This is a genomic window from Devosia sp. ZB163 (assembly GCF_028613635.1).
Classification (GTDB): domain Bacteria; phylum Pseudomonadota; class Alphaproteobacteria; order Rhizobiales; family Devosiaceae; genus Devosia_A.
Map to the genome: position 1 here is coordinate 319710 of NZ_JAQRMY010000001.1, position 24705 is coordinate 344414.

Here is a 24705-nt window from a genome sequence, read left to right on the forward strand (position 1 = left end):
TCAAGGAAAAGACGCCCAGATGATCCGCCGCAGCTTCCTCGTCCTCGCCGCCCTGTTCACCGCCTTCCCGGCACTTGCACAGGCGCAGGGCGCCGCCGAACCGCGCCCCCTTACCGACGCCGAGCGGCAGCTGATCACCGAGATCAACCAGCACAACTCGGCCATCAAGACCATGGTCGGCCGGTTCCTCCAGATCGATACCCAGGGCAGCCGTATCGAGGGCACGTTCTTCCTTGAACGTCCCGGCAAGATCCTGTTCCGCTACAATCCGCCCTCCTCCGAGCAGATCGTCTCGGTCGGCCGTGGCTTCTACGTCGTCGATCGCAAGGAGCAGACGCAGTACGCCTACCCGCAGGACAAGGTACCGCTGCGCCAGTTCCTCGATGCCGAGATCAACCTGTTCAAGGCCAACATCGTCGCAGTCGCGCAGTCGGACGACTACTTCTCGCTGACGCTCCAGGACGACACGCCGGCCGGGGTCGTCCGTGTCGCGCTGGTGTTCGACACCGAGAGCAAGGATCTCAAGCAGTGGACGCTGACGGAGCCGTCGGGGTCCGAGCTGACCTTCTCGCTCTATGACGTCGACAAGAACGTCGAGATTCCCCGGTCCTACTTCTATATCGACCCGACCTTCCGCTCCGTTTCGGCGCCCAAGGAAGGCTGACGCGGTCGGCGCGAACCGGCTTTACGCCCCTCCTCCCGGTCTGCATAAGAGGCGCTCCGTTCCCACCGAGCGCCTTTTCCATGCCCACATCCCTAGCCACCTGGAACATCAACTCGGTGCGCCTGCGCCTGCCGCTGGTGCTCGATTTCCTGCGCCAGTATCAGCCCGATGTCCTCTGCCTGCAGGAGATCAAGTGCCTGAACGACCAGTTCCCGCGCAAGGAACTGACTGCCGCCGGCTACCCCTACCAGGCCGTGCACGGCCAGAAGGGCTATCACGGCGTCGCCATCGTCTCGAAGTTCCCGCTCACCGACATCTCCTCGCGCGTCTTCTGCGAGATCGAGGAAAGCCGGCACGTTTCGGCGATCGTCGATCTCGGCAAGGGTCCGCTGACGGTTCACAACTTCTACATCCCCGCCGGTGGCGATGAACCCGACCCCGAGATCAACCCCAAGTTCAAGCACAAGCTCGGCTTCCTGAGCGAACTCAAGGCCTGGTTCGGCGAGGATCATTTCCGGGAGCGCCAGCTGATCTGCGGCGACTTCAACATCGCCCCGCTCGAACACGATGTCTGGAGCCACAAGCAACTGCTCAAGGTGGTGAGCCACACGCCCGTCGAGACCGAGGCGCTGAACGAACTGCTCTCCGGCGGCCATGGCTGGGTCGACGTCGTGCGCAAGCACTTCCCGGCCGACCAGAAACTCTACTCCTGGTGGAGCTACCGCGCCCGCGACTGGGATGCAGCCGACAAGGGCCGCCGCCTGGACCACATCTGGGCCACGGCCGATATCGCCGAACACACCGTCGGCGCCGAGATTGTCCGGCCGGCCCGAGGCTGGAGCAACCAGCCGTCGGACCACGTTCCGGTGATCACGCGCTTCATCTGAGGATAGACATGCGCCAACTCGTCAGTTCCGGCTCCTACCTCGAGCCCGTCATCGGCTTCTCGCGGGCCGTCCGTGTCGGCAACATCGTTGTCGTCGGGGGCACCGCGCCGATCAAGGCGGGCGGCGGGACAGCGGCGGTCGGTGATGCCTACGGGCAGACGAAACGCTGTCTCGAGATCGTCTCCAAGGCGCTGGCGGATGCCGGCGCCCGGATCGAGGACGTGACCCGTACCCGCATCATCCTGACCGACATCGCCTTGTGGCAGGAGGCCGCCCGTGCCCATGCCGAGGTCTTCGGCGTCATCCGCCCGGTGACGACGCTGATGCAGGTGACGGCCTTCGTCGATCCCGACTGGCTGGTCGAGATCGAGGCCGAGGCCGTCGTCGCCGAGTGATTCACGTGGAACGTTGAGCTACTTGCGGAAACGCCCGCGGGCGCTCTCGATCGCGCCGAGGTAGGTCGAGAGCTCGCGCCGGATGCGGTCAGCCGCGCGCGCCGCGAGGTCAGGATACTGGTTGGCGAGCTTCATGAAGGCGGTGCGCGGCACGAACAGCGTCTCGACCGCGTCCACCGCCTTGATCGTCACCGGCCTGGCCTTTGCCACCACCAGCGCCATGGCGCCCAGAACCGAGCCCGTATCGTGGATCAGGAACGGATTGTCTTCCGCCCCCTCCTGCGTGCTCGACACCGTGCCTGAAACGAGGACATGCGCCCCTTCGGGAACATCGCCGGCTGCATAGATGACGCTTCCCGGCCGGAATTTCTTGCGCTCGGAAGCGAACGCAAGCAGCCGCCGCTGCTCGGCGTCGCAGATTTCGAAGAAATCCGCACGTCCCAGAATGGTCGCCGCGTCGTCGAGTTGCATACCGCCCTAGTTCCCGCGTCGCGTTCCGCAGGCGCGACTGGCGCCCGGCGACTTCGCCGCGACCCCCGATATAGAGCATTTCTTCCCGATGTCAGGAATCGAATTCACCCCGATCGATACAAAGCACACGGGGTTATGCACCGACAGAGAAATCCGGCTGGGACGCGGGGAGGGAGTAGGCCCGCGTCCCGGCCAGGTGGCCGTACTCTATGGTACCAGCCGATACCCACCCTCTTCCGTGACGAGGAGTCGGGCGTTCGAGGGATCGCGCTCGATCTTCTGGCGCAACCGGTAGATGTGCGTCTCCAGCGTGTGCGTGGTGACTCGGTTGTTGTAGCCCCACACTTCCTTGAGCAGGATCTCGCGGGTGATGGTCTTGGGACCCTGGCGGTAGAGATACTTGAGGATCGACGTTTCCTTGTCGGTCAGCCGCACCTTCGCCCCATCAGGCGACTCGAGGAGCTTGGCCGCGGGCTGGAAGCTGTACGGTCCGATGGTGAAGACCACGTCCTCGCTCTGGTCGTGCTGGCGCAGCGACGCCCGGATGCGGGCGAGCAGCACCGAGAAGCGGAAGGGTTTGGTCACATAGTCATTGGCGCCCGACTCGAGGCCGAGGATCTCGTCGGCGTCGCTGTCCTGCGCGGTCAGCATGATGATCGGGCTCTTGAAGCCCTCGCGACGCAGGATCTTCACCGCCTCGCGCCCGTCCATGTCGGGCAGCCCGACATCGAGCAGCATCAGGTCGACATGCGCGCCGCGCACCTTGCCCAGCGCGTCTGCCGCTGTTTCCGCCTCGAGAAGATCGAACTCGCGGTACTGGTTGAGCTGCTCAATCAGTGTCCTGCGAAGGTCCGCGTCATCGTCGACGATCAGAATGCGCCGTCTATTCATGGTGTTACCCCACCCCATCGGCCAGTAATCCTGAGTTAGGCCGGGCCCATCGGCCCCGCCAATCAAAACGTCGTTACACCGTCACACGGGGTAGGAACGTGATTTGACATGGGAAGTTTCAAGCTCCCTTCCTTGCCCTATCTAGACCCAGCTGACGGGACGCTGACAGCCGGGACGTTGTGTGTGTGCGGAACGGTACCGTTTGCGAACCCTTCCGCGCCGTTCTGCCCGGAAGCGCGTGCACAGAACAATGCTATGGCGTCATATTGACGCCCGGCCCGACGGCTTGCTCGTCCAGGCGACGAAGCGTCATGCCTCGACGAGCTCGAGCATCCGGTAGCTTATCCGCGGGTCCCGAACAGGGCAGACCCCACACGCACATCCGTTGCACCCATGGCGATGGCGGTCTCGAAGTCGCTGCTCATCCCCATCGAGAGCCTGGCTACGCCGGCGTCGCGGGCCAACGATGCGAGATGCGCGAAGTAGGGCCCCGGCGGATCGCCCTCGGGCGGGATGCACATGAGGCCCACGACATCGAGTCCGTGCTCGGCGCGGCAGCGGGCGACGAACGCCGGCGTCTCCGCCGGCGCGATGCCCGCCTTCTGTTCCTCGAGCCCGATATTGACCTGGACGAAGACCGGCAGCTGCCGCCCTGCCCGGTCCATCTCAACCTTCAGCACGCCCGCCAGCTTGTCGCGGTCGACCGTCTCGATGACATCGAACAGCGCCACCGCCTCGCGCGCCTTGTTGGTCTGCAGCGGGCCGATCAGGTGCAACTGTATGCCGTCATAGGAAGCCCGCAGCTCGGGCCACTTTTCCTTGGCCTCCTGCACCCGGTTTTCCCCGAACACGCGCTGCCCGGCGTCCAGAAACGGCCGGATTGCTTCGGCATCGAACGTCTTCGAGACGGCCACCAGTTCGACGTTGTCGGGCGGCGCTCCGAAACGGCGACGGGCCCGTTCGATGCGATTGCGAATGATCTCAAGGCGCCCAGCGGCGTTCTCTCGGGCGTTCTGCATGGCGCTCTCTGTTGACCGGCCAATAGAATTCTGATGAAGGTCCGGTAGCCAAAAACCCCCGCCGACGCAACGTAATCGGTGGCTTTAAGGACTGTTCCGAAGTGACTGGTAGAGTAACCGAGCGCTACAATCCGCGTGTCGAAGAACCGCGTTGGCAGAAGGCCTGGGACGAGGCCAAGACTTTCGTCGTCAGGAACGACGACCAGCGCGAGCCCTACTACGTCCTTGAGATGTTCCCCTATCCATCGGGGCGCATTCACATGGGCCACGTCCGCAACTACACCATGGGCGACGTTCTCGCGCGCTATATGCGCGCCAAGGGCCGCAACGTGCTGCACCCCATGGGCTGGGACGCTTTCGGCCTGCCGGCCGAGAACGCGGCCATGCAGAACAAGGTCCACCCCAAGAGCTGGACCTACGCCAATATCGAGGCGATGCGGAAGCAGCTGAAGTCCATCGGGCTCGGCATCGACTGGACGCGCGAGTTCGCCACCTGCGACGTCGAGTATTACTCCCAGCAGCAGAAGCTGTTCATCGACATGCTGCGCGAGGGCCTCGTCACCCGCCGCAAGTCGAAGGTGAACTGGGACCCCGTCGACATGACCGTGCTCGCCAACGAGCAGGTCGTCGATGGCCGTGGCTGGCGCTCTGGCGCCATCGTCGAGCAGCGCGAGCTGAACCAGTGGGCCTTCAAGGTCTCCGAGTTCGCCGAGGAACTGCTCGAAGCGCTCGATACGCTCGACCAGTGGCCCGAGAAGGTGCGCACCATGCAGCGCAACTGGATCGGCAAGTCCGAAGGCCTGCGCCTGCTGTTCGAGCTCAGCGCCCCATACAAGGACTTCACCTCGATCGAGGTCTTCACGACCCGGCCCGACACCATTTTCGGCGCGAGCTTCATCGCTATTTCGGCTGACCATCCGCTCGCCAAGGCTCTGTCGGACCAGCCGGCCGTTGCCGCCTTCATCGCTGAGACGCACCGCCAGGGTACGGCCACCGAGACGATCGACAAGGCCGAGAAGCTGGGCGTCTTCACCGGCCTGCACGTCAACCATCCGGTGAAACCCGGCGCCACGCTGCCGGTCTACGTCGCCAATTTCGTGCTGATGGACTACGGCACGGGCGCCATCTTCGGCTGCCCGGCCCATGACCAGCGCGACCTCGACTTTGCCCGCCGCTACGGCCTGCCGGTTATCCCGGTGGTGCTGCCCGAGGGCGCCGATCCCGAGGAGTTCGAGGTGGAGGCCGAGGCCTACACCGGCCCGGGCCGCGCCTATCACTCCGAGTTCCTCGATGGGCTCGACGTCGACGCCGCCAAGAAGAAGATCGCCGAGTATTTCGCCCAGCGATCGGTCGACAACCGCCCGCAGGGCGTGGTCGAGACCAACTATCGCCTGCGCGACTGGGGCGTTTCGCGCCAGCGCTACTGGGGCTGCCCGATCCCGGTCATCCACTGCGAGAACTGCGGCACCGTGCCGGTTCCCGACAAGGACCTGCCGGTCGTCCTGCCCGAGGACGTGACCTTCGATCGCCCCGGCAATCCGCTCGACCATCATCCGACCTGGAAGCACGTCGCCTGCCCCAAATGCGCCGGTCCCGCGATGCGCGAAACCGACACGATGGACACGTTCGTCGACAGCTCCTGGTACTTCGCACGCTTCACCGCGCCGCACGCCGACACGCCTACCATCCCGGGGGTCGCCAACAACTGGCTGCCGGTCGACCAGTACATCGGCGGCGTCGAGCACGCGATCCTGCACCTGCTCTACTCGCGCTTCTTCACCCGCGCGATGAAGAAATCGGGCCACCTGAACATCGACGAACCCTTCAAGGGCCTGTTCACCCAGGGCATGGTCGTCCACGAGACCTACAAGGACCAGGCCGGCGAGTGGCTCTCCCCCGCCGACATCTTGATCTCCGGCGGTGACAACCGCACTGCGGTTCACGCCAAGACCGGCGCTGCGGTGGAGATCGGCTCCATCGAGAAGATGTCGAAGTCCAAGAAGAACGTGGTCGATCCCGACGAGATCGTCCGCACCTACGGCGCCGACACCGCCCGCTGGTTCATGCTGTCGGACTCCCCGCCGGAGCGCGACGTGCAGTGGACCGAAGCCGGCATCGAGGGCGCTTCGCGCTTCCTGCAGCGCGTCTGGAAGCTGGTCGGCGACGCCGCCGAACTGCTGGCCCAGCCGGCTGGCGAGCCGGACATGTCCGACGCCGAGACGGCAGCGATCCGCCGCCTTGCCCACCGCACCGTGGCCAATGTCGGCACCGACCTCGAAGGCCTGCGCTTCAACCGCGCCGTGGCCCAGATCTACGAGCTGGCCAACGGGCTTACCAAGTTCACCGCAACGACCGTTGCGGCGAGCACGCCGGGCCGGGTCGGCGCCCTCGACGAAGGTGTGTCGCGCCTGATCCAGCTGGTCGCGCCGATGATGCCGCACCTGGCGGAGACCTGCTGGGCGGCGCTCGGCAAATCCGGCCTCGTCGTCGATGCTCCCTGGCCCGCCGTCGATCCGGCGCTCCTCATGGATTCGAGCGTCGTCATCCCGGTACAGGTCAACGGCAAGCGTCGCGGCGAGATCACCGTGCCCAAGGGCTCGGCCAACGATCTGGTCGAGAAAGAGGCCTTGTCTCTCGAGGCCGTAGCCCGCATGCTGGAAGGCAAATCACCCAAGAAGGTCGTGATTGTCCCGGACCGGATCGTCAATGTGGTCGTTTAGGCGACTGCTTCGCACTGCCCTGATCGCGCTGGGACTTCTCGGCGCGACGACGCTTGCCGGCTGCTCCGGCCTGACGCCGGTCTATGGCGAGCGCGGCCTCGGCGCTGAGCGCCACGCCTTCCGCTACGCCGACCCCGGTAACCGGCTCGAGCAGATCATCTACCAGGAACTGGTGCTGCGCATCGGCCGCACCGAGGACCCGATGAGCCCGACGGTCCGAATCGCGACCTCGAGCTACTCGCGCGACCTGACCCGATCGAACGTCGCCGGCCCCAACGAACAATCGGAAGCCGTCGTCGTGGCGACCATCCAGGTGCTCGACGCCACCGGCAAGGTCACGTTGCAGGCCACGCGCTCCGCCGCGACGGTCTACACCACCGACAACCAGGCTCTGGCCTCGTCCGAAGCGGAACGCCAGGCCTATGAGCAGTCGGCGCGCGAGCTGGCCGAGACGGTACGGCTCACCCTGCTGGGCGCCCTCAGCCAGCCGGCCGCCTGATGGTTGCGCTCAAGGCGCACGAAGTCGGCCGCTTCGTCGATCGCCCTGACCTCGAGGCCGGCATCATCCTCGCCTACGGCCCGGACGCCGGTCTGGTTCGCGAAACCGGGCAGCGGCTTGCCCGCCGCTTCGCCGGCAACGACGCCGACAGCATGAATCTCGTGGTGCTGGACGGTGGCGAGCTCGATTCCGACCCGTCGCGCCTCGCGGTCGAGGCCAAGACGACCTCGCTGTTCGGCGATCGCCGGGTGATCCGTGTCCGCAGCGCCGGCAAGTCGCTGGTCATGCCGCTGACCGAACTGCGCGACGATCCGGGCGCGATGATCATCCTCGAGGCCGGCAACCTGACGCCGAAGGACCCGCTGCGGGCGCTGGTCGAGGCCGCAAAGCTCGGCCGCGCCCTGCCCTGTTATCCCGATACCGACGAATCGCTGACCCGCCTGATTGCCGAGACATTCAACAAGGCTGGCATCCGGGCCGACCAGGACGCCGTCGCGGCGCTTCGAGATTCGCTCGGCAACGATCGCGAGATCACGCGCCGCGAGCTTGAAAAGCTCCTGCTCTATGCGGCCGAAACGAAGGTGCTGACGCGCGACGACGTCCTGACGCTCTGCGCCGACAATGCCGCGCTCGTCCTCGACCAGGTGATCGACGCCACGGCCAGCGGACATGCCGTCCAGCTCGACACGGCGCTCGAACGCGCTATCGCCCAGAGCGTGAATGCCCAGCAGATTCTCGCCTCGGCGTTGAACCACTTCGCGACCCTGCGCCGCTGGCGCGCGGAAGCCGATTCCGGCCGGTCCGCGTCCGCCGTGCTCGACAATGCCCGGCCCAAGCCGCACTTCTCGCGGCGCGCCTCGCTCGAGCGGCAGTTGCGGCTCTGGACGGACGATGCGCTGTCGGCCGCACTGGAGCGGCTGCAGCTGGCCGTGGGCGACAGTCGCAAGCGCTACGGCCTGCAGGACGTCGTCAGCCGACGGGCGCTGCTGGCTATTTGTGCAATGGCTGCAGAGCGTTAGCCGGATGTTTCACGTGGATCAGGCCGCCGTGGGGCGGCTGGATCGGCCTGGAACCTGGGGTATTCGGTCGGTAGTGGTCCAGAGAAGTTCCATTGCTTGAGCATGAACTTCCGGCAACAGGCCGCCGCGGCGCTGGCTCCGTCGACGCGATCGCTGCTTTCCAAACGAAAATCCCCGCTGTCGCGGGGATCAGGTCGACTAGGCGAGAGCGAGGCCGCCAGTTGCACGTGAAACAACCGGCCGGCGTGTCGTCATCTCAGCCGGTCAGCTTCATGCAGATGCCGTCGAGCTGCTCGAGCGTGCGGTAGCGGATCTCGAGGCGGCCGCCCTGGTCCTTGTGGTCGATGGCGACGTGGAGACCCAGGACGTCCGACAGGCGCTTCTCGAGCGCGGCCGTATCGGCATCCTTCTCGACCGGCACCGGCTTCTTCTTGGGCGCGTTGAGCTCGCGCTGCGTCATGGCCTCGGCCTCTCGGACCGAAAGCCCGCCGCCGACGATGCGCTTGGCCAAGGCGGCCGGATCGTCGGCCGTGATCAGCGTGCGGGCATGGCCGGCAGTGAGCTCGCCGCGGCTGACCATGCTGCGCACGTCATCCGGGAGCTTGAGCAGGCGCAGCGTGTTGGCGACGTGCGAGCGGCTCTTGCCGATCACCTGGGCGAGATCGTTCTGCGTGTAATCGAACTGCTCGATCAGCTGGCCGTAACCCATTGCTTCTTCCAGAGGATTGAGGTCGACGCGCTGGACGTTCTCGATGATGGCGAGTTCGAGCGCTTCCTTGTCGTCGACTTCGCGGATCAGCACCGGCACGTCATTGAGGCCGGCGCGCTGCGATGCCCGCCAGCGGCGCTCGCCGGCGATGATCTCGAACTGGTTGGGATCGTTGGTCGGGCGCACCAGCAGGGGCTGCATGACGCCCTTCTCGCGCACCGAGTTCGTCAGTTCCTCGAGCTGCTCGGGATCGAACTCGCGCCGGGGGTTGGCGCGGTTGGCAATGAGGAACGCGACGGGCAGGCGGCGCGTGGTGCCGTTCTCGGCCAGCCGAGCCGCGCCTTCCATGGTAGCCATGTCGCCGATAAGCGCCGCGAGACCGCGACCGAGCCGGGAGGGTTTGTCGTTCATTCGAAAGTCCTCATGCGGCCGCGAGCTGACGCTCGCGCCGGATCACCTCGGTAGCCAGGCGGAGATAGGCCTGGCTGCCGGCGCACTTGAGATCGTAGAGCAGGGCCGGCTTGCCGTAGGACGGCGCCTCGGATAGCCGGACATTGCGCGGTATCACCGTGTCGTAGACGAGATTGCCCATCTCGGAGCGAACGTCGGCCAGCACCTGCTCGCTGAGATTGTTGCGCCGATCGAACATGGTCATCACCACGCCCTGGATCGACAGGCGCGGGTTGAGCGTCGTGCGGATCTGCTCGATGGTCTGAAGCAGCTGGCTCATGCCTTCGAGCGCGAAGAACTCGCACTGCAGCGGCACCAGCACCGCATCGGCGGCCACAAGCGCGTTGATCGTCAACAGGTTGAGCGAGGGCGGGCAATCGATCAGGATATAACTGACCGGCTGGCCGTTAATCGAGAGCTCGCTGATCTGCTTGAACGCGTCACGCAGCCGGAAGGCGCGATCGGCCTGCTGCGCGATGCTCAGCTCGACGCCGAGCAGGTCGAGCGTCGAGGGGACGACCGCCACGTTGGGCACGCTAGTCATGACCGCAGCTTCGGCGACGCGCGCGTCGCCCATGAGGAGATCATAACTCGATACGTCACGACCGATGCGGGAGATGCCCAGCCCGGTTGAGGCATTACCCTGGGGATCGAGGTCCACAATCAGCACGCGCTCACCGATGGCGGCCAGCGCAGTTGCCAGATTGATGGCGGTAGTGGTCTTGCCGACCCCACCCTTCTGGTTTGCCAGGGTCAGGATTCGAGGAGCCAAGGGACGGCCTCCAGGCGTTTTCCGCCAACTAACTGTTTTTTCGTCGTAAATTGCTGACCTGCAGCAATGCGCCGGCCGCTTCGGTGGCGCTACGATTTATTAACACGTCGAAGTCCCAGGCCAAACGGCTTTCTTCGACTTCCCGGGCGTAATCCCGGCCCTTGTGCAGAATGGCCCGCGTTTCCGGGCCAAAGAAGGGGTGGATAAGTCCGAACAGGCCGGGAAGCGCGGCGAGAGCGCGGGAAGTGATGACGTCGAACCCGGCGCGAGTGCCGTCCGGCGCTGTTTCACGTGAGTCAAACGAGTCGCTGCGCCCACCATGTACGGCCGCATTGAGGCCGAGCTCACGGATCGCCTGGCGCAGGAAGGCGACCTTCTTGCTGATCGGCTCAACCAGCTGGTAGTGCGCGGGCCCGCCCTTCAGGGCGATCGCCAGCGGCAGGGCCGGCAGGCCGCCTCCCGATCCGACGTCGAGGAAGCGCGTATCCCCGGGTCGAAGGAGCGGCAGGACCTGCAGGGAATCGAGGATGTGCCGATCCCACAGATTCGCTTCTGTTTCACGTGAAACAAGATTCTGTACCGCGTTCCACTTCCTCAGCAGAACGGAAAACGATTCTAGGTCGCGGCGTACATCGCCGATGGGACGGGCGAAATACCCGGCATACGGGAGAAGGTCGTCCATCAACCTGCCCGGCGCAGGCTGCCGCGGCGGATCACCGACAGAATAAGAGTGATGGCGGCTGGTGTTACGCCGTCGATGGCCTGAGCCTGGGCGATGGTTGCAGGCTTCCTATCAGCCAGCTTCTGCCTGATCTCCATCGAGAGCCCGGGCATGGCGGCATAATCGAGCCACTCCGGAATGTCGCGGCCCTCGTCGCGCTTCATGGCGGCGATATCGGCCTGCTGGCGCTGCAGATAGACGGCGTACTGGGCGTCCACCGAAAGCTGCTCCATGACGGAGGCTGGGATCTCGGCCAGCTCCGGCCAGAGCGGCAGGACCTGCTCCACGGTCATGTCCGGGTAGGAGAGGAGATCGAATGCGCTGCGCTGCTGGCCATCGGCATTCACCTGTAGCCCGGCCTTGCGCGCTGTCGTTGGCGAAACCGTCAACGATGTCAGCAGCTTGCGGCCGGCGGTCAGTGCGGCGCTCTTCTGCGCGAAGCGCTCGCGTCGCTCCTCCCCGACCAGTCCAACCGCAACTGCCTGCGGCGTGAGCCGCTGATCGGCATTGTCGCTGCGCAGGTGCAGGCGGAACTCGGCGCGCGAAGTGAACATCCGATAGGGCTCTGAGACGCCACGCGTGACGAGATCATCGACCATGACGCCGAGATAGCTCTCGGTGCGCGACAGGCGCAGCGCCTCGGCGCCCTTGACGGCGAGGCCCGCATTGGCGCCGGCATAGATCCCCTGAGCGCCGGCTTCTTCATAACCGGTAGTGCCGTTGATCTGGCCGGCGAGGTAAAGGCCGGGCAGGCGGCGGAGCTCCAGCGTTGGCTTCAGCTCGCGCGGATCGACATAGTCGTACTCGATGGCGTAGCCCGGCCGGATGATGCGGACGTTCTCGAGCCCCGGCATCGACTTCAGGAACTGCTCCTGGACGTCGGCGGGCAGCGAAGTGGAGAGCCCGTTGGGATAGATCGTCGGATCGTCGAGGCCCTCGGGCTCGAGGAAGATCTGGTGGCTGTCGCGGTCGGCGAAGCGGACGATCTTGTCCTCGATCGACGGGCAGTAGCGCGGCCCGCGGCTCTTGATGCGGCCCGAATACATGGCCGAGCGATGGATGTTCTCCGCGATGATGCGGTGCGTGTCGACCGTCGTGCGGGTGATGAAGCAGCTGACCTGCGGGGTGGTGATGGCGGCGGTCAGCGCCGAGAAGGGCTCGGGCGGATCGTCGCCAAGCTGCTCCTCGAGGCCGGAGAAGTCGATGGAGGTGGCGTCCAGGCGGGCCGGGGTGCCGGTCTTCAGCCGCCCGAGGGTCAGGCCCAGGGCCTCGAGGCGGGTGGAAAGGCCGAGCACGGGCTTCTCGCCCACGCGGCCGGCCGGGACTGTCTCTTCACCGCGATGGATCAGGCCGCGGAGAAACGTGCCGGTGGTGAGGACCACGGCATTGGCGCCGAACCGGCGGCCATCGAGCAGCACGGCGCCGGCGATACGCCCGTTCTCGACGACCAGATCATCGACCTCCCCTTCGATGACGGTAAGGTTGGGTTGCGACGTGATCGCCGCCTGCATCGCCGCCTTGTAGAGCTTGCGGTCGGCCTGGGCGCGGGGGCCGCGGACGGCTGGGCCCTTTCGGCGGTTGAGGACGCGGAACTGAATGCCGGCGGCGTCGGCGACACGGCCCATCAGGCCATCCATGGCGTCGATCTCGCGCACGAGATGACCCTTGCCGAGCCCGCCGATAGCCGGGTTGCAGCTCATTTCGCCGATGGTCGCGAACTTGTGGGTGATCAGCGCGGTGGGAACGCCAAGGCGCGCCGAAGCAGCCGCAGCCTCGCAGCCGGCGTGTCCGCCACCTACAACAATGACGCCGAAGTCGGTCATGGCATGTTCCTTGTAGAGCGGCGGTCTACGGCAATGTTCCACGTGAATCAACCTTGCAGCCGCGGCCACCCGGTTTCACGTGAATCACTTCCCGATGCAGAAGGCGCTGAACAGCCGGTCTAGAACCGATTCGGCATCCATCCGGCCCAGCAGCCGCTCAAGCGCGGCAGACGCGTGGCGGAGGTCCTCGGCTGCCAGCTCCGGGTCTTCGAGGTGCTCGGTCACCTCGGCCAGGGCCGCGACGGCGGACTGAAGCGCGACACGGTCCCGCTCATGGCTGACGAGGAGGTCGGAGGCACGGACTGTGCCGGCACCAGACACCTCGTAGAGCCGCTGCAGCAAGGCCTCGATGCCGGCACCGGTGCTGACGGAGACAGACAGGTCCGCTCCCGGCATATCACCAAGGTCGCTCTTCGTGCCAACGATCGCGACCGGCGGCTGCCGCCAGGGTTCTGCCGCCAGTTCGGGGAAGGCTGGCGGTGGTGCCGTCGTGACATCCGGCGCCTGCAGCCATAGCACATGGTCTGCGCCGAGCATGGCCTCGCGGGCGCGTTCGACGCCGATCGCCTCGGCCTTCGACGTCGTGTCGCGGAGGCCGGCGCTGTCGATCAGGATGATGAGCTGGCCTTTGACGTCGAGCGGGATCTCCTTGAGGTCCCGGGTAGTGCCGGGTTCGTCGGAGACGATAGCGGCTTCTGACCGGGACAGGGCGTTGAGGAGGCTCGATTTGCCGGCATTTGGGGGGCCTGCCAGCACGACACGGAAACCGCTGCGGAGGATGCGGCCCTGTCCTCGGGTGGCGAGAACGTCTGCTATGTCGCTGCCAAGAGCTGTGACCTCGCTCGCGAACGAGTCTGGCAACGCGCCGACATCGCCTTCATCGGAGAAGTCGAGCTGGGCTTCGATCTCGGCGCGGAGGTCGAGCAGTCGCTCGCGCCAGCCCTCGACCTGCCGGGTGAGGCCTCCCTCGAGCCGCGCATAGGCGAGGGCACGCTGGTTCTCGGTTTCGGCCTCGATGAGATCGCCGAGACCCTGGGCTTCGACCAGATCGAGCTTGCCATTCTCGAAGGCGCGTCGGGTGAACTCGCCGGCTTCGGCGAGGCGGATCCCTGGGCGGGCAGAGAGCCTCCGCAACAGGGCGCGGACGACGGCCGGGGAACCGTGGACCTGCAGTTCGGCGCAGTCTTCGCCCGTGAAACTCGCCGGCCCCGGCATCCACGCGACGAGGCCGCGGTCGATGCGGTCGCCATCGAGGGTGATATCGCTGAGGGTGAGCTTGCGGGGGGTCGGGAGCTGGCCGAGGAGTTCCGCGACGATCATGCCGGCTGCCGGGCCGGACAGCCGAATGATGGCGACGCCGGAGGGAACGGCCCCTGACGACAGGGCGACGATCGTGTCGGTGTCAGGCATGGCATACCGCCCACGATGTGGGGGAGGCAGGATGGATCCCGGCTTGCACCGGGATGACATCGAGGGTGGTCGAACCGGTGGTGGGCATTTTCACGCCCGGCCGGATCAGGTGTTCATCGAGTCGAAGAAGTCGGAATTCGTCTTGGTCTGACGGATCTTGTCCATCAGGAACTCCATGGCGTCGACCGTGCCCATCGGGTTGAGGATACGGCGGAGGACATACATCTTGCGCAGGATGTCGGGCTCGACCAGCAGCTCTTCCTTGCGGGTGCCGGACTTGGTGACGTCCATGGCCGGGAAGATGCGCTTGTCGGAGACCTTGCGGTCGAGGACGATTTCCGAGTTACCGGTGCCCTTGAACTCTTCGAAGATCACTTCGTCCATGCGCGAGCCGGTATCGATCAGCGCGGTCGAGATGATGGTGAGCGAACCGCCATCCTCGATATTGCGCGCGGCGCCGAAGAAGCGCTTGGGGCGCTGCAGGGCGTTCGCGTCGACACCACCGGTCAGCACCTTGCCCGAGCTCGGCACCACCGTGTTGTAGGCGCGGCCGAGGCGGGTGATCGAATCGAGGAGGATCACCACGTCGCGCTTGTGCTCGACGAGGCGCTTGGCCTTCTCGATCACCATTTCGGCGACCTGGACGTGGCGCGAGGCCGGCTCGTCGAAGGTCGAGGAGATCACCTCGCCCTTCACTGAGCGCTGCATGTCGGTGACTTCCTCGGGCCGCTCGTCGATGAGCAGCACGATGAGGTAGCACTCGGGGTGATTGACCGCGATCGACTGTGCAATATTCTGCAACAGTACGGTTTTACCGGTACGCGGCGGCGCAACGATCAGCGCGCGCTGACCCTTGCCGAGAGGCGCCACCAGGTCCATGACCCGGGCGCTCTTGTCCTTGACCGTGGGGTCGGGCAACTCGAGACGCAGGCGCTCATCGGGATAGAGCGGCGTCAGGTTGTCGAAGTTGACCTTGTGGCGGACCTTCTCGGGGTCCTCGAAATTGATGGTGTTGACCTTGAGGAGGGCGAAGTAGCGCTCGCCTTCCTTGGGAGAACGGATCTGGCCTTCGATCGTATCGCCGGTGCGAAGCGAGAAGCGGCGGATCTGGCTGGGGGAGACGTAGATGTCGTCGGGGCCGGGCAGGTAGTTCGCGTCCGGGGAGCGGAGGAACCCGAAGCCGTCGGGCAGGACTTCCACCACGCCTTCGCCGGTGATGTCCACTTCGCGCGCCGCCAGTTCCTTGAGGATGGCGAACATCAGTTCCTGCTTGCGCAGCGTCGAGGCGCTCTCGACGTCATAGGTCTCGGCGAACTCGAGCAGTTCGGCAGGCGTCTTGGCCTTGAGTTCGCTGAGCTTGATACTTTCCATTGCGCGTACGGACCCTTGGGGATGCGAAGTGACAGAGATGTCAGGAAGGGGAAGAGGGTGCCCGGAAAGCGCCGGGGAGGCGCCCATCGATCAGGCGGTGCCATGAGATAGCTAAAACTACGGTTACATTCAAGAGCGGAACGGATTCACGTGGAACAGTTCGGTCGTGGCGGGGTGAAAACCGGCACCCGCGGATGCAGGTATCGAAGGCACCGCCAGTGCTGGCGGCGAGATGGTCCCCTGCTTTCGCAGGGGTGACACCGAGCAGGAGGGAAGGCCCGCCAACGGGCCCACCTCATTGGTCTCAGAACGGCTTCACCACCACCGAGATCACGATGATGATGGCGACGACGAACGGGATCTCGTTGATCGCCCGGAAGAACTTCGAGCTCCTGGTGTTCCGGTCGTTGGCGAAATCCCTGAGGATCCGGCCGTACCAGCCGTGGATGCCGCTGAGGACGATGACCATCAGCGCCTTCACCCACATCCAGCCCTGGCTGAAATCGACGATGCCGAAGCCGAAGGCGAGCCACAGGCCGAAGATCCAGCTCGCGATCATCGCCGGCGTCGTGATGCCGCGATAGAGCCGGCGCTCCATGACCTTGAACGTCTCGGACTGCACCGAGCCCTTCTCGGCATCGGCGTGGTAGACGAAGAGGCGCGGCAGGTAGAGCATCCCCGCCATCCAGGCGATGATGCTCAGGATGTGCAGCGCCTTGACCCATTCCATTTTCAGTAAGCTCCCCGCGCCACCGCGATCAGCCGCTCGACATGCGCGATCGGCGTTTCGGGCACGATGCCGTGCCCGAGGTTGAAGATATGGGGCCGGTCCCGGAATGCGGCAACGATCTCGCGGACCCGGACGTCCATCTGCTCGCCGCCAGCGAGGAGCCGTAGCGGATCGAGATTGCCCTGGACGCCGAGGCCGGCCGGCAGCTCACGGGCAAAGCCGAGCGGCGTCCCGTAGTCGAGGCCGAGGAGGTTCACGCCCGTCTGCCGCGCATAGGCCGGCAGGTTCCCGGCGGCACCACGCGGGAAACCGATCACCGGGGCGTCCGGGATTTCTCTCCGCAGCCCTTCGACGATCCGGCGGTTGGGTTCGATCACCCAGTCGCGGAACGCCACTTCGTCGAGATTGAGGGCCCAGCTCTCGAACAGCTGCACCACATCGGCGCCAGCCCGGAACTGCGCGGCGAGATAATCAATGCTCGCCTCGATGAGAATGTCGATGAGACGCGCGAATGCCTCGGGCTGCGTCAGGGCGAACACCCGCGCCGCTGCCTGGTCGGAGGAGCCGCGCCCGCCGATCATGTAGGTGGCAACCGTCCAGGGCGAACCGCAAAACCCGATCAGGGTCTTTTCCGAACTGAGACCCGCACGAACCCGGCGAACGGTCTCGATGACCGGGCTGAGCTTCTCCAAAGCCCTCTTCGGATCGAGCCGCCCGATGCTATCGGGGGTCACGGGCTCGAGTCGGGGACCTTCACCCACCTCGAAGCGCACGGATTGTCCGAGCGCATCGGGAATGACCAGGATGTCCGAAAACAGGATCGCAGCATCGAGATCGAAGCGCCGGAGCGGCTGGAGGGTCACCTCCGAAGCCAGTTCCGGATTGTAGCAGAGATCGAGGAAGCTTCCCGCCCTGGCGCGAAGCTCGCGATACTCGGGCAGGTAGCGACCGGCCTGGCGCATGATCCAGATCGGCAGCCGCTCCTGGCGCCGACCGAGCACTGTCTCGAGCAGGGGTTTGGTCACCGGCGTAGCGGTCATGCCCCCACCCAATCCAAGAAAGATTCTAGATTCTTCATCTTTATTATCATGGCGGTGTTTTGCAGGAATTCACGACTGCCCACAACGCAATAGGCGGCGACAGAAGCGCACGGGCCGTGGTGTCCCGGAGGCTGTGAATCCGCGACGGGTGGAAGGCCGGGACGACAGCCGGAGTCGGCTGGATTAACGGGGCGTTAACCATGCCACATTCGTTGACGTTTCGTTAATGGAGGTGTGGATGACCCACCCGTTCGCGCAATGGGTTATCCCCACAACTCACCTTAATCGTTTGTTAACCCGTGGGCCGCCTCGGCCTGTTGATGGATCGGGACCGAGCGGGGAGAACTCGGCCTCACCGGCTCGGCAGACGGTTTTCCACGGCCCGGGAACTTGAGTGAACAAGGACAGTGTGGAAAACGAAGGTCCATGCTGATCCTTGCCTCCCAGAGCCAGGCGCGAAAGGCCCTGCTTGCGGGCACCGGGCTCCGATTCGAAACGAGTCCAGCGCAAATCGACGAGCGTAGGCTCGAAGCCGAAGTGCTGGGGAAAGGCGGCGATGCCGCCGCGGTAGCCATGCGGCTGGCGGAAGCCAAAGCCTTGACCGTCGCGCAGAATCGGCCGGGCGATGTCGTCATCGGCGCCGACCAGGTCCTCGCCTCGGAGGGTGAGTTGTTCCACAAGCCCGGAACGATCGCGGAGGCGGCCGAACAGCTCGACCGGCTGCGTGGACGAACCCACGCCCTCCATTCCGGGCTCGCGCTGGCCCGGGGCGAGGTGATCCTGTGGTCGGGGACGGTGACGGCCCGGCTGACCATGCGGGCGTTCGAGCCGACCGAGCGCGACGCCGTCCTGGCGCTCGAGGGTGAGGACGTGCTGGGATCGGTCGGCGGATACCGGCTCGAGGGGCCGGCGATCCGGCTGTTCGAAGCCATCTAGGGCGACTATTTCACCATCCTCGGCCTGCCGCTCTTGCCTTTGCTGGCCGCGTTGCGGCTCCATGCCCCCGACGTTTTCGAGAAATGATTCACGTGAAAAAAGCCTTCGTCATCGGCCACCCGATCAAGCACTCGCGCTCTCCGCTCATCCACGGCACCTGGCTGGCGGCGCACGGCATTGCCGGCAGCTATGAGGCGATCGACGTGGCGCCGGCGGAGCTGACGCAGTTCGTCGAGCGCATCCGCGCGGGCGAGTTCGCCGGCGGCAACGTGACGATCCCCCACAAGGAGGCCGTGTTCGGTCTCGCCGACAGCGTCGATCCGCTGGCGCGGACCATCGGGGCGGTGAACACCCTGGTCCGTGAGGGCGACGGCCGCATCCACGGCTTCAATACCGACTACATGGGCTTTCTCGGCAATCTCGACCAGAACGCACCGGGCTGGAGCAATGGGCTGGAGCGCGCCATCGTGCTCGGGGCCGGCGGCGCTTCGCGCGCTATCCTCGTCGCGTTGCGCGAGAGGGGGATCAAGGAGGTCGTCCTTCTCAACCGCACCGTCGACAAGGCCGGGGCACTGGCCCGGGAGATCGCCGGACCGTTCATTCCGGGCCCACTCGCCGACTACGCCCGCTACGCGCCGACGGCCGGCCTCGTCGTCAACACCACCTCGATCGGCATGCACGACAGCCGCTTCGAGGATCTCGATCTGTCGCTGCTGCCCCGGACGGCGCTCGTCACCGACATCGTCTATGTGCCGCTGGTCACTCCGCTCCTCGCCGATGCGCGGGCGCTTGGCTTGAAGACGGTCGACGGGCTGGGCATGCTGCTCCATCAGGCCGTGCCCGGTTTCGAAGCCTGGTTCGGCGTCAGGCCGGCAGTGACGCCCGAGCTCAGGGCGAAGGTAGAGGCGACGTTGTGACGATAAAGCTCGGACTGACCGGCTCGATCGCGACAGGCAAATCCAGTGCCCTGCGCGCCTTTGCCGATCTGGGCATCCCGACCTTTTCCTCCGACGACTACGTGCACGAACTCTACCGCGGCGAGGCGGTGGCGCCGGTCGAGGCGGCTTTCCCCGGCGTGACCGTCGAGGGCGTCATCGATCGCGAAAGGCTCAGCCGGCATGTGGTCGGCGACCCCGTGCGGATCCGGCAGCTCGAAGCGATCGTCCATCCGTTGGTGCGGGCGGGGATCAGGCGCTTCCTCGCCGGGGCCGAGGCGAGCGGGGAGGCAATCGCCGTCGTCGACATTCCGCTCCTGTTCGAGAACGGCGTCGACTGGGGGCTCGACGGGGTGGTTGTCACCACGGTCGACGAGGCCGAGCAGCGCCGCCGTGCCCTGGCGCGACCCGGCATGACGGTGGAAAAGCTGGACGCCATCCTTGCCCGGCAGATGCCGCAGGCTGAAAAGGTGAAGCGCGCCACATACATCCTCGACACCTCCGGCCCCATTGCAGCGACGCGAAACGACGTTGCCGCACTGGTGGCAAAGCTCAGGGCAGAAGCCGAATCCCGCCGATGAACCGTGAAATCGTCCTCGATACCGAAACCACCGGCCTGTCGCCGGTGACGGGCGACCGCATCGTCGAGATCGGCTGTGTCGAGCTGCTCAACCACATCCCGACCGGCCGGCACTTCCACGTCTACCTCAACCCCGAGCGGGACGTTCCGGACGAGGCCTTCCGGGTGCACGGGCTGTCGACCGAGTTCCTGCGCGACAAGCCGCTGTTCTCCGCCGAGGCCGACGCTTTCCTCGAATTCATCGGCGATGGCACGCTGGTCATCCACAACGCGCCGTTCGACATGGGCTTTCTCAACTTCGAGCTCGAAAGGCTTGGCAAGCCCAGGCTCACCAACAAGGTGATCGACACCGTGATGGTGGCGCGCGAGCGGCATCCGGGCGCGCGCGTCAGCCTCGATGCGCTGTGCAAGCACTACGGCATCGACAATAGTAAGCGCGTGCTGCACGGCGCGCTGCTCGACAGCGAGATCCTCGCCGACGTCTACCTGGAGCTGATCGGCGGCCGCCAGGTGGCGCTGGCGCTGGTCGCCGACATCCACGCCGAGGCCCGCTCCGCCGTGGCCTTCGCGCCGGCCCGGCAGCGCCCGGTCCCGCTCGCGCCGCGGCTGAGCGATGCCGAACTCAAGGCGCACGCGGTCATGGTCGGCACGCTCGGCGCCGACGCGATCTGGGTGAAATACTCGGAAGTGTCGGTGGCGGCCGAGTAGGGCTCCACGGTTGCGCGTCCTGCGTCTCTCTTCCCCCGAGGGAGAGATCGAGGGAGAGGGTGGTCCGGTGATCACCGATGGACCCCCACCCCCAGCCCCTCCCCGCAAGGGGGGAGGGGAGCCGACCGGGGACTTGGTGCCGGCTTCAGTTCCACTCCCGCTTCAAGAATCGCAAGATCGGTCGAGCACGGTGCCGTTCCTGGCGGCTAGATCGCGTTGCCACGGAGAACGAGGGAACGGTGACGACGGCGCGGCAGAAGCATGATGACCGGATGCGGAGGGTGCTGGACCATATCGACCGGCACCTCGACGACGATCTGGCCTCGAGGCGTTGAGCCGGATCGCCGCCTTCTCGAAATACCACTTCCACCGGCAGTTCACGGCGACCTTCGGGCTGTCCGTCTATCGCTATGTCCAGCTGGCCCGCATGAAGCGGGCGTCACACCAGCTGGCCGCCGCTGCCGGTGGCGATCCTCGAGCATCGGGGCGAGCGGACGCTGATCGCGGAGACACGGGGGCGGTTGATGGCCTGGAGCAAGGCTGCGGGCCTCGCCGCCGGGAGCAGCCCGACCTACATGGTCTTCCGGTCGGAGAGACAGCCGGCGAACCCGGCCGACTACAGCATGGATCTGTGCGTGGAGACGGACCTGCCTATCGCGGCCAATGACCAGCCGGTGCAGGCCGGCGTGATCCCCGGCGGACGCTGCGCGGTGCTGCGCTATCCCGGCAACACCAACAATCTCGAACCGGCAGCGCTCTATCTTTATCGCGACTGGCTTCCGGCCAGCGGCGAGGAGGCTCGGGACTTTCCGATCTATTGCCGGCGGCAGTTGGCGCGCATCCCCCAGGTCGAGGCGCACGAAGTCGTCGTGGAGCTGTTCCTGCCGCTGAAGTAGCGCCTGGCGCTTCCCTCCCCCTCTGAGGGGAGGGATAGAGGGTGGGGATGGTTCAGTGGTCCGCTGATGGACCCCCACCCCCTGCCCCTCCCCTCAGGGGGGAGGGGAGCCCGTCGGGGCTCGTCTTAGTCTCAGTTCGGCTGCGGAGCCGTGCCGCCCTGCTGGGCCTGCATGCTCTTCATGTTCTGGACGTATAGCGCCATGAAGTCGACCGGCTCCATCATCAGCGGCGGGAAGCCGCCGAGCTGGACGACGGTCGCCAGCACGTGGCGGGCGAACGGGAAGATCATGCGCGGGCACTCGACCATCAGCAGCAGCGGCAGCTGCGCCTCGGGCACGTTCTTGACGCGGAACACGCCGCCATAGACGAGCTCGACGTTGAACAGGACGTTCGTCTCGCGCTGGGCCTTGGCGTTGAGGCTGAGCTCGACCGCATAGAGGTCGTCGGCCTGCTTCTTCACACCGACATTGATGCCGACGTTGAAATTGGGGTTCGGGCCACCGAGCAGCACCGAGGCCGGCGCGCCGGGGTTCTCGAAGCTCAGGTCGCGCGTGTACTGGCCCACCAGGCTGTAGCTGGGCTGGGCGGCAGCAGTCGGGGCCACACCGGCCGGGGTCTCGTCAGCCATAATCGAAATTCCTCGAGCTTTCGGTCGGCGCGCTGGCTAGCACCTTTGGCCCCTTGCCACAAGCTCGGGCATGCTCAGCGCGGCCGCCACTCGTCCGAATCGAGGTCGATCGTGCCATCTTCGACGCGGCGCGGGCCGGAGGTGAACCCGCTGGCGCCGGTCGCCGTCGCCACGACCTTCACCCGCGAGCGCAGGTACGCGTAGATTGCGCTCCGCACCGGCGGGATGAGGAGGAGCAGGCCGAGCAGGTCGGTGAAGTAGCCCGGCGTCAGCAGCAGGATGCCGGCGAGGCCGATCATCATCGCATCGGCGAGCGCCCGGGCGGGCAGCTGGCCGTGGCCGACGCTCGAGCGGATCTCGTTGATGATCGACAGGCCCTGCCAGCGCAGGATCAGCGAGCCGGCCACCGCCATGATGAGGACGCCCGCAAGGGTCGGCCACAATCCGATGGCCCCGCCGATCACCACGAAGAAGGCGATCTCGATCAGTGGAACAAGGAGGAACAGCAGAAACAAAAACCGGCCCAACGGCGTAACCCTTTCGAAAGCGCTGCGTCATAAAGGCCCGTGCAGCGTGCCTCAGCCAAACGTGAACTGGTTTCTGGCTGAGCGTTTCCCTATATATAGGACACGATCGTCGGCTTCCCAGCGATCCGACCCGACCCGGACCCCATTTCTTCCTCGCGAGACCCCTGCCTGATGGACGAATTCCTCGACATTCCCACGCTCATCGTGATCGGTCTCGCGATCGTGGTGCTGTTCCGCCTGCGCCAGGTGCTGGGCACCCGGACCGGTCGCGAGCGCACGCCGCTCGAGCGCCAGCGCGAGGCTGCAGCGGCCAAGGGCGCAGAGGAGAACGTCGTGCAGATGCGCCCACGTCCGGTGAACCCGAGCAACGAGGACCAGGAGCGCCTGCAGCGCAGGCTCGAGACCGAGATCACCCAGCTCTCGAACGGCGATGCGAATATCGCCGAGGGCCTGAAGGCCATCGCCGAGGCCGATCCGAGCTTCTCGCCCAAGACCTTCATGGAAGGCGCCAAGGCCGCCTACGAGATGATCGTCACCGCCTTTGCCTCCGGCGATCGCCAGACGCTGAAGAACCTGCTCGAAAAGGACGTCTATGACGGCTTCGAGCGCGTCATCCGCGAGCGCGAGGCGGCCGGCCGCACGGTCGACTTCACCTTTGTGGGCCTGCCCAAGGTCGATATCTCGGAAGCCGAGCTCGACAAGCGCAATGCGCTCGTCACCATCCGCTTCCATGCCGAGGTGGTGTCGGCCACCCGCGACAAGGACGGCACCCTCATCGAGGGCAATGCCGACCAGGTGACCAACATCGCCGACGAATGGACCTTCGCGCGCAGCACCAAGTCGCGCGACCCCAACTGGAAGCTCGTCGCCACCAGCCAACTCGAATAGGGCCGGGTCGGGGGCGATGTCATGGCCAAGCGCCGTTCGGACGGGAAGGGCCAGCTCCCTGACTGGCACCTTTGGCACGCGGTCAAAGAGACCGTCTCGCCCCTCCACCCGCCCAAGCGGCCGCTCGTGAACCTCGAGAGCGAGCCGCTGCCGATCCCCGCCGCCCCCGTGGTGAAGCCGCACCGGCTGTTTCCGGCGATGCCGGCCTACCAGTCCAGCGGCCGGCCGCAGCAGCAGAAGGCGCCGCGTCCGGGGATCGAACCCAATCTCAAGCAGCGCCTGCAACGCGGCCGCGTCGAGATCGACGGCACGATCGACCTGCATGGCATGCGCCAGGTCGAGGCCCATGCCGCGCTCATTCGTTTCATCTATGCCCGTGCCGCCCGCGGCGACCGCACGCTCCTCGTCATCACCGGCAAGGGGCTGAAAAAGGTCGGCGACGATGCCGCGGTGATCATCGAGCGCGGCGTGCTGCGCGCCATGCTGCCGATCTGGCTCACCGAACCGGATCTCGCCCCGCTGGTCGCCGGCTGGGACACCGCCGCCCAGGGCCATGGCGGCGATGGCGCCTTCTATGTCCGCCTGCGCCGGGAGCGCGACTATCGATGACGCCGCTGGGGATGAAGCTGCGCGCCATGCGCGATGAACGCGGCATTACGTTGAAGCAGATGGCGCGGGCCCTAGACGTGTCGAGCGCCTATCTCAGCGCGCTGGAGCATGGCCGGCGGGGCAAGCCGACCTTTGCGCTGCTCCAGAAGATCATCCAGTATTTCAACGTCATCTGGGACGATGCCGAGGAGCTGCAGCGCCTCGCCGAGATGAGTGATCCGCGCATCACCATCGACACCGCCGGCATGCCGCCCGAAGCGACCGAGCTCGCCAACCGCCTCGCCCGCGATATCGGCAAGCTCGAGCCCGAGGATCTCGTCTTCCTCCGCACCGAGATGATGCGCCGGCTGAAGTAAGCCGCGGCTCCGCCGCCAATTTGGCTAAAACAGCAGGCCGGGCCTGAAGG

General features: G+C 65.8%; 26 protein-coding genes and 1 pseudogene. 14 read left to right on the plus strand and 13 right to left on the minus strand.

The features are described from left to right. Positions 1-19 precede the first annotated feature (19 nt). The 3 genes from PRN20_RS01585 to PRN20_RS01595 all read left to right on the plus strand — a co-directional run bounded on the left by PRN20_RS01585 (position 20) and on the right by PRN20_RS01595 (position 1946). Complete coding sequence (locus PRN20_RS01585) at positions 20-664, plus strand: LolA family protein (RefSeq protein WP_273955233.1); 645 nt, start codon at positions 20-22, stop codon at positions 662-664. 80 nt (positions 665-744) lie between these two features. Next, positions 745-1551, plus strand: coding sequence for an exodeoxyribonuclease III (gene xth / locus PRN20_RS01590; RefSeq protein ID WP_273955235.1), 807 nt, complete (start codon positions 745-747; stop codon positions 1549-1551). A gap of 8 nt (positions 1552-1559) precedes the next feature. Continuing rightward, positions 1560-1946, plus strand: coding sequence for a RidA family protein (locus PRN20_RS01595; RefSeq protein ID WP_273955236.1), 387 nt, complete (start codon positions 1560-1562; stop codon positions 1944-1946). Between the two features lie 18 nt (positions 1947-1964). Here PRN20_RS01595 and PRN20_RS01600 read toward each other — a convergent pair whose 3' ends face one another. The 3 genes from PRN20_RS01600 to PRN20_RS01610 all read right to left on the minus strand — a co-directional run bounded on the left by PRN20_RS01600 (position 1965) and on the right by PRN20_RS01610 (position 4327). Continuing rightward, positions 1965-2417, minus strand: coding sequence for a cyclic nucleotide-binding domain-containing protein (locus PRN20_RS01600; RefSeq protein WP_273955238.1), 453 nt, complete (start codon positions 2415-2417; stop codon positions 1965-1967). Positions 2418-2624: 207 nt separating this feature from the next. Then, positions 2625-3308: a response regulator transcription factor gene (locus PRN20_RS01605; RefSeq protein ID WP_273955239.1), complete on the minus strand. Its 684-nt coding sequence runs from the start codon at positions 3306-3308 to the stop codon at positions 2625-2627. A gap of 341 nt (positions 3309-3649) precedes the next feature. Next, positions 3650-4327, minus strand: coding sequence for a YggS family pyridoxal phosphate-dependent enzyme (locus tag PRN20_RS01610; protein WP_273955240.1), 678 nt, complete (start codon positions 4325-4327; stop codon positions 3650-3652). 101 nt (positions 4328-4428) lie between these two features. Here PRN20_RS01610 and leuS point away from each other — a divergent pair, with 101 nt between their 5' ends. From leuS to holA, 3 genes are read left to right on the plus strand one after another with little or no spacing between them, the layout of a single operon-like run. Next, entirely contained in the window at positions 4429-7047 is a 2619-nt protein-coding gene (gene leuS / locus PRN20_RS01615) for a leucine--tRNA ligase (RefSeq protein ID WP_273955242.1), read from the plus strand. Next, positions 7034-7546 carry a hypothetical protein gene (locus PRN20_RS01620; RefSeq protein ID WP_273955243.1) on the plus strand — a complete coding sequence of 171 codons (513 nt, stop codon included), beginning with the start codon at positions 7034-7036 and terminating at the stop codon, positions 7544-7546. Before leuS ends, PRN20_RS01620 begins: the two co-directional genes overlap by 14 nt. Continuing rightward, positions 7546-8565 (plus strand): DNA polymerase III subunit delta, encoded by a 1020-nt coding sequence (gene holA / locus PRN20_RS01625; protein ID WP_273955244.1) that lies wholly within the window; start codon positions 7546-7548, stop codon positions 8563-8565. The genes PRN20_RS01620 and holA overlap by 1 nt, the downstream gene beginning before the upstream one ends. Positions 8566-8821: 256 nt before the next feature. On the opposite strand, the gene PRN20_RS01630 is transcribed toward holA, so the two are convergent. From PRN20_RS01630 to hemE, 8 genes are all read right to left on the minus strand, one after another. Further along, the gene (locus tag PRN20_RS01630) at positions 8822-9685 is read right to left on the minus strand and encodes a ParB/RepB/Spo0J family partition protein (RefSeq protein WP_273955245.1); all 864 of its coding nucleotides are present in this window, start codon (positions 9683-9685) and stop codon (positions 8822-8824) included. Between the two features lie 10 nt (positions 9686-9695). Then, positions 9696-10496 carry a ParA family protein gene (locus tag PRN20_RS01635; protein ID WP_273955246.1) on the minus strand — a complete coding sequence of 267 codons (801 nt, stop codon included), beginning with the start codon at positions 10494-10496 and terminating at the stop codon, positions 9696-9698. A 28-nt stretch (positions 10497-10524) separates the two neighbouring features. After that, the gene (rsmG, locus tag PRN20_RS01640; RefSeq protein ID WP_273955248.1) at positions 10525-11178 is read right to left on the minus strand and encodes a 16S rRNA (guanine(527)-N(7))-methyltransferase RsmG; all 654 of its coding nucleotides are present in this window, start codon (positions 11176-11178) and stop codon (positions 10525-10527) included. Then, positions 11178-13040: a tRNA uridine-5-carboxymethylaminomethyl(34) synthesis enzyme MnmG gene (mnmG, locus tag PRN20_RS01645; RefSeq protein WP_273955250.1), complete on the minus strand. Its 1863-nt coding sequence runs from the start codon at positions 13038-13040 to the stop codon at positions 11178-11180. Before mnmG ends, rsmG begins: the two co-directional genes overlap by 1 nt. A gap of 84 nt (positions 13041-13124) precedes the next feature. Continuing rightward, positions 13125-14450, minus strand: coding sequence for a tRNA uridine-5-carboxymethylaminomethyl(34) synthesis GTPase MnmE (mnmE, locus tag PRN20_RS01650; RefSeq protein ID WP_273955251.1), 1326 nt, complete (start codon positions 14448-14450; stop codon positions 13125-13127). A 105-nt stretch (positions 14451-14555) separates the two neighbouring features. Then, entirely contained in the window at positions 14556-15821 is a 1266-nt protein-coding gene (gene rho / locus PRN20_RS01655) for a transcription termination factor Rho (RefSeq protein ID WP_273955253.1), read from the minus strand. Between the two features lie 304 nt (positions 15822-16125). Next, positions 16126-16551: a protoporphyrinogen oxidase HemJ gene (gene hemJ, locus PRN20_RS01660; protein ID WP_273955255.1), complete on the minus strand. Its 426-nt coding sequence runs from the start codon at positions 16549-16551 to the stop codon at positions 16126-16128. Positions 16552-16553: 2 nt separating this feature from the next. Continuing rightward, positions 16554-17591: a uroporphyrinogen decarboxylase gene (gene hemE / locus PRN20_RS01665; RefSeq protein WP_273955256.1), complete on the minus strand. Its 1038-nt coding sequence runs from the start codon at positions 17589-17591 to the stop codon at positions 16554-16556. Between the two features lie 426 nt (positions 17592-18017). Here hemE and PRN20_RS01670 point away from each other — a divergent pair, with 426 nt between their 5' ends. The 5 genes and pseudogenes from PRN20_RS01670 (at position 18018) to PRN20_RS01690 (ending at position 21646) form a co-directional block, all read left to right on the plus strand. Beyond that, a complete protein-coding gene (locus PRN20_RS01670; protein ID WP_273955257.1) occupies positions 18018-18527 on the plus strand; it encodes a Maf family protein in 510 nt (169 codons plus the stop codon). 83 nt (positions 18528-18610) lie between these two features. Then, positions 18611-19444, plus strand: a complete 834-nt coding sequence (locus PRN20_RS01675; protein WP_273955259.1) for a shikimate dehydrogenase — start codon at positions 18611-18613, stop codon at positions 19442-19444. Beyond that, positions 19441-20043: a dephospho-CoA kinase gene (gene coaE / locus PRN20_RS01680; RefSeq protein ID WP_273955261.1), complete on the plus strand. Its 603-nt coding sequence runs from the start codon at positions 19441-19443 to the stop codon at positions 20041-20043. The genes PRN20_RS01675 and coaE overlap by 4 nt, the downstream gene beginning before the upstream one ends. Further along, positions 20040-20750: a DNA polymerase III subunit epsilon gene (gene dnaQ / locus PRN20_RS01685; RefSeq protein WP_273955263.1), complete on the plus strand. Its 711-nt coding sequence runs from the start codon at positions 20040-20042 to the stop codon at positions 20748-20750. Before coaE ends, dnaQ begins: the two co-directional genes overlap by 4 nt. A 239-nt stretch (positions 20751-20989) precedes the next feature. Next, positions 20990-21646: pseudogene (locus PRN20_RS01690) on the plus strand (AraC family transcriptional regulator). A gap of 131 nt (positions 21647-21777) precedes the next feature. On the opposite strand, the gene secB reads toward PRN20_RS01690, so the two are convergent. Both secB and PRN20_RS01700 read right to left on the minus strand, forming a co-directional pair. Continuing rightward, on the minus strand, positions 21778-22275 hold the full coding sequence (gene secB, locus PRN20_RS01695) for a protein-export chaperone SecB (RefSeq protein WP_273955266.1): 498 nt from the start codon (positions 22273-22275) through the stop codon (positions 21778-21780). A 74-nt stretch (positions 22276-22349) separates the two neighbouring features. Beyond that, positions 22350-22802 carry an FxsA family protein gene (locus tag PRN20_RS01700; RefSeq protein WP_273955267.1) on the minus strand — a complete coding sequence of 151 codons (453 nt, stop codon included), beginning with the start codon at positions 22800-22802 and terminating at the stop codon, positions 22350-22352. A 171-nt stretch (positions 22803-22973) separates the two neighbouring features. On the opposite strand from PRN20_RS01700, the gene PRN20_RS01705 reads away from it, so the two are divergent. Genes PRN20_RS01705 through PRN20_RS01715 form a run of 3 tightly spaced genes read left to right on the plus strand, consistent with a single transcriptional unit; the run spans position 22974 to position 24655 of the window. After that, on the plus strand, positions 22974-23690 hold the full coding sequence (locus tag PRN20_RS01705) for a Tim44/TimA family putative adaptor protein (RefSeq protein ID WP_273955270.1): 717 nt from the start codon (positions 22974-22976) through the stop codon (positions 23688-23690). Between the two features lie 21 nt (positions 23691-23711). After that, entirely contained in the window at positions 23712-24299 is a 588-nt protein-coding gene (locus PRN20_RS01710) for a Smr/MutS family protein (RefSeq protein WP_273955272.1), read from the plus strand. Beyond that, the gene (locus PRN20_RS01715; protein WP_273955273.1) at positions 24296-24655 is read left to right on the plus strand and encodes a helix-turn-helix domain-containing protein; all 360 of its coding nucleotides are present in this window, start codon (positions 24296-24298) and stop codon (positions 24653-24655) included. The genes PRN20_RS01710 and PRN20_RS01715 overlap by 4 nt, the downstream gene beginning before the upstream one ends. The last annotated feature ends 50 nt before the right edge of the window (positions 24656-24705 follow it).

Coding starts and splice junctions, on each gene's coding strand:
- PRN20_RS01585 (WP_273955233.1), top strand. CDS start 20: ATGATCCGCCGCAGCTTCCTCGTCCTCGCCGCCCTGTTCACCGCCTTC.
- xth (WP_273955235.1), top strand. CDS start 745: ATGCCCACATCCCTAGCCACCTGGAACATCAACTCGGTGCGCCTGCGC.
- PRN20_RS01595 (WP_273955236.1), top strand. CDS start 1,560: ATGCGCCAACTCGTCAGTTCCGGCTCCTACCTCGAGCCCGTCATCGGC.
- PRN20_RS01600 (WP_273955238.1), bottom strand. CDS start 2,417: ATGCAACTCGACGACGCGGCGACCATTCTGGGACGTGCGGATTTCTTC.
- PRN20_RS01605 (WP_273955239.1), bottom strand. CDS start 3,308: ATGAATAGACGGCGCATTCTGATCGTCGACGATGACGCGGACCTTCGC.
- PRN20_RS01610 (WP_273955240.1), bottom strand. CDS start 4,327: ATGCAGAACGCCCGAGAGAACGCCGCTGGGCGCCTTGAGATCATTCGC.
- PRN20_RS01620 (WP_273955243.1), top strand. CDS start 7,034: ATGTGGTCGTTTAGGCGACTGCTTCGCACTGCCCTGATCGCGCTGGGA.
- holA (WP_273955244.1), top strand. CDS start 7,546: ATGGTTGCGCTCAAGGCGCACGAAGTCGGCCGCTTCGTCGATCGCCCT.
- PRN20_RS01630 (WP_273955245.1), bottom strand. CDS start 9,685: ATGAACGACAAACCCTCCCGGCTCGGTCGCGGTCTCGCGGCGCTTATC.
- rsmG (WP_273955248.1), bottom strand. CDS start 11,178: ATGGACGACCTTCTCCCGTATGCCGGGTATTTCGCCCGTCCCATCGGC.
- mnmG (WP_273955250.1), bottom strand. CDS start 13,040: ATGACCGACTTCGGCGTCATTGTTGTAGGTGGCGGACACGCCGGCTGC.
- mnmE (WP_273955251.1), bottom strand. CDS start 14,450: ATGCCTGACACCGACACGATCGTCGCCCTGTCGTCAGGGGCCGTTCCC.
- rho (WP_273955253.1), bottom strand. CDS start 15,821: ATGGAAAGTATCAAGCTCAGCGAACTCAAGGCCAAGACGCCTGCCGAA.
- hemJ (WP_273955255.1), bottom strand. CDS start 16,551: ATGGAATGGGTCAAGGCGCTGCACATCCTGAGCATCATCGCCTGGATG.
- hemE (WP_273955256.1), bottom strand. CDS start 17,591: ATGACCGCTACGCCGGTGACCAAACCCCTGCTCGAGACAGTGCTCGGT.
- PRN20_RS01670 (WP_273955257.1), top strand. CDS start 18,018: ATGCTGATCCTTGCCTCCCAGAGCCAGGCGCGAAAGGCCCTGCTTGCG.
- PRN20_RS01675 (WP_273955259.1), top strand. CDS start 18,611: ATGATTCACGTGAAAAAAGCCTTCGTCATCGGCCACCCGATCAAGCAC.
- dnaQ (WP_273955263.1), top strand. CDS start 20,040: ATGAACCGTGAAATCGTCCTCGATACCGAAACCACCGGCCTGTCGCCG.
- secB (WP_273955266.1), bottom strand. CDS start 22,275: ATGGCTGACGAGACCCCGGCCGGTGTGGCCCCGACTGCTGCCGCCCAG.
- PRN20_RS01705 (WP_273955270.1), top strand. CDS start 22,974: ATGGACGAATTCCTCGACATTCCCACGCTCATCGTGATCGGTCTCGCG.
- PRN20_RS01710 (WP_273955272.1), top strand. CDS start 23,712: ATGGCCAAGCGCCGTTCGGACGGGAAGGGCCAGCTCCCTGACTGGCAC.
- PRN20_RS01715 (WP_273955273.1), top strand. CDS start 24,296: ATGACGCCGCTGGGGATGAAGCTGCGCGCCATGCGCGATGAACGCGGC.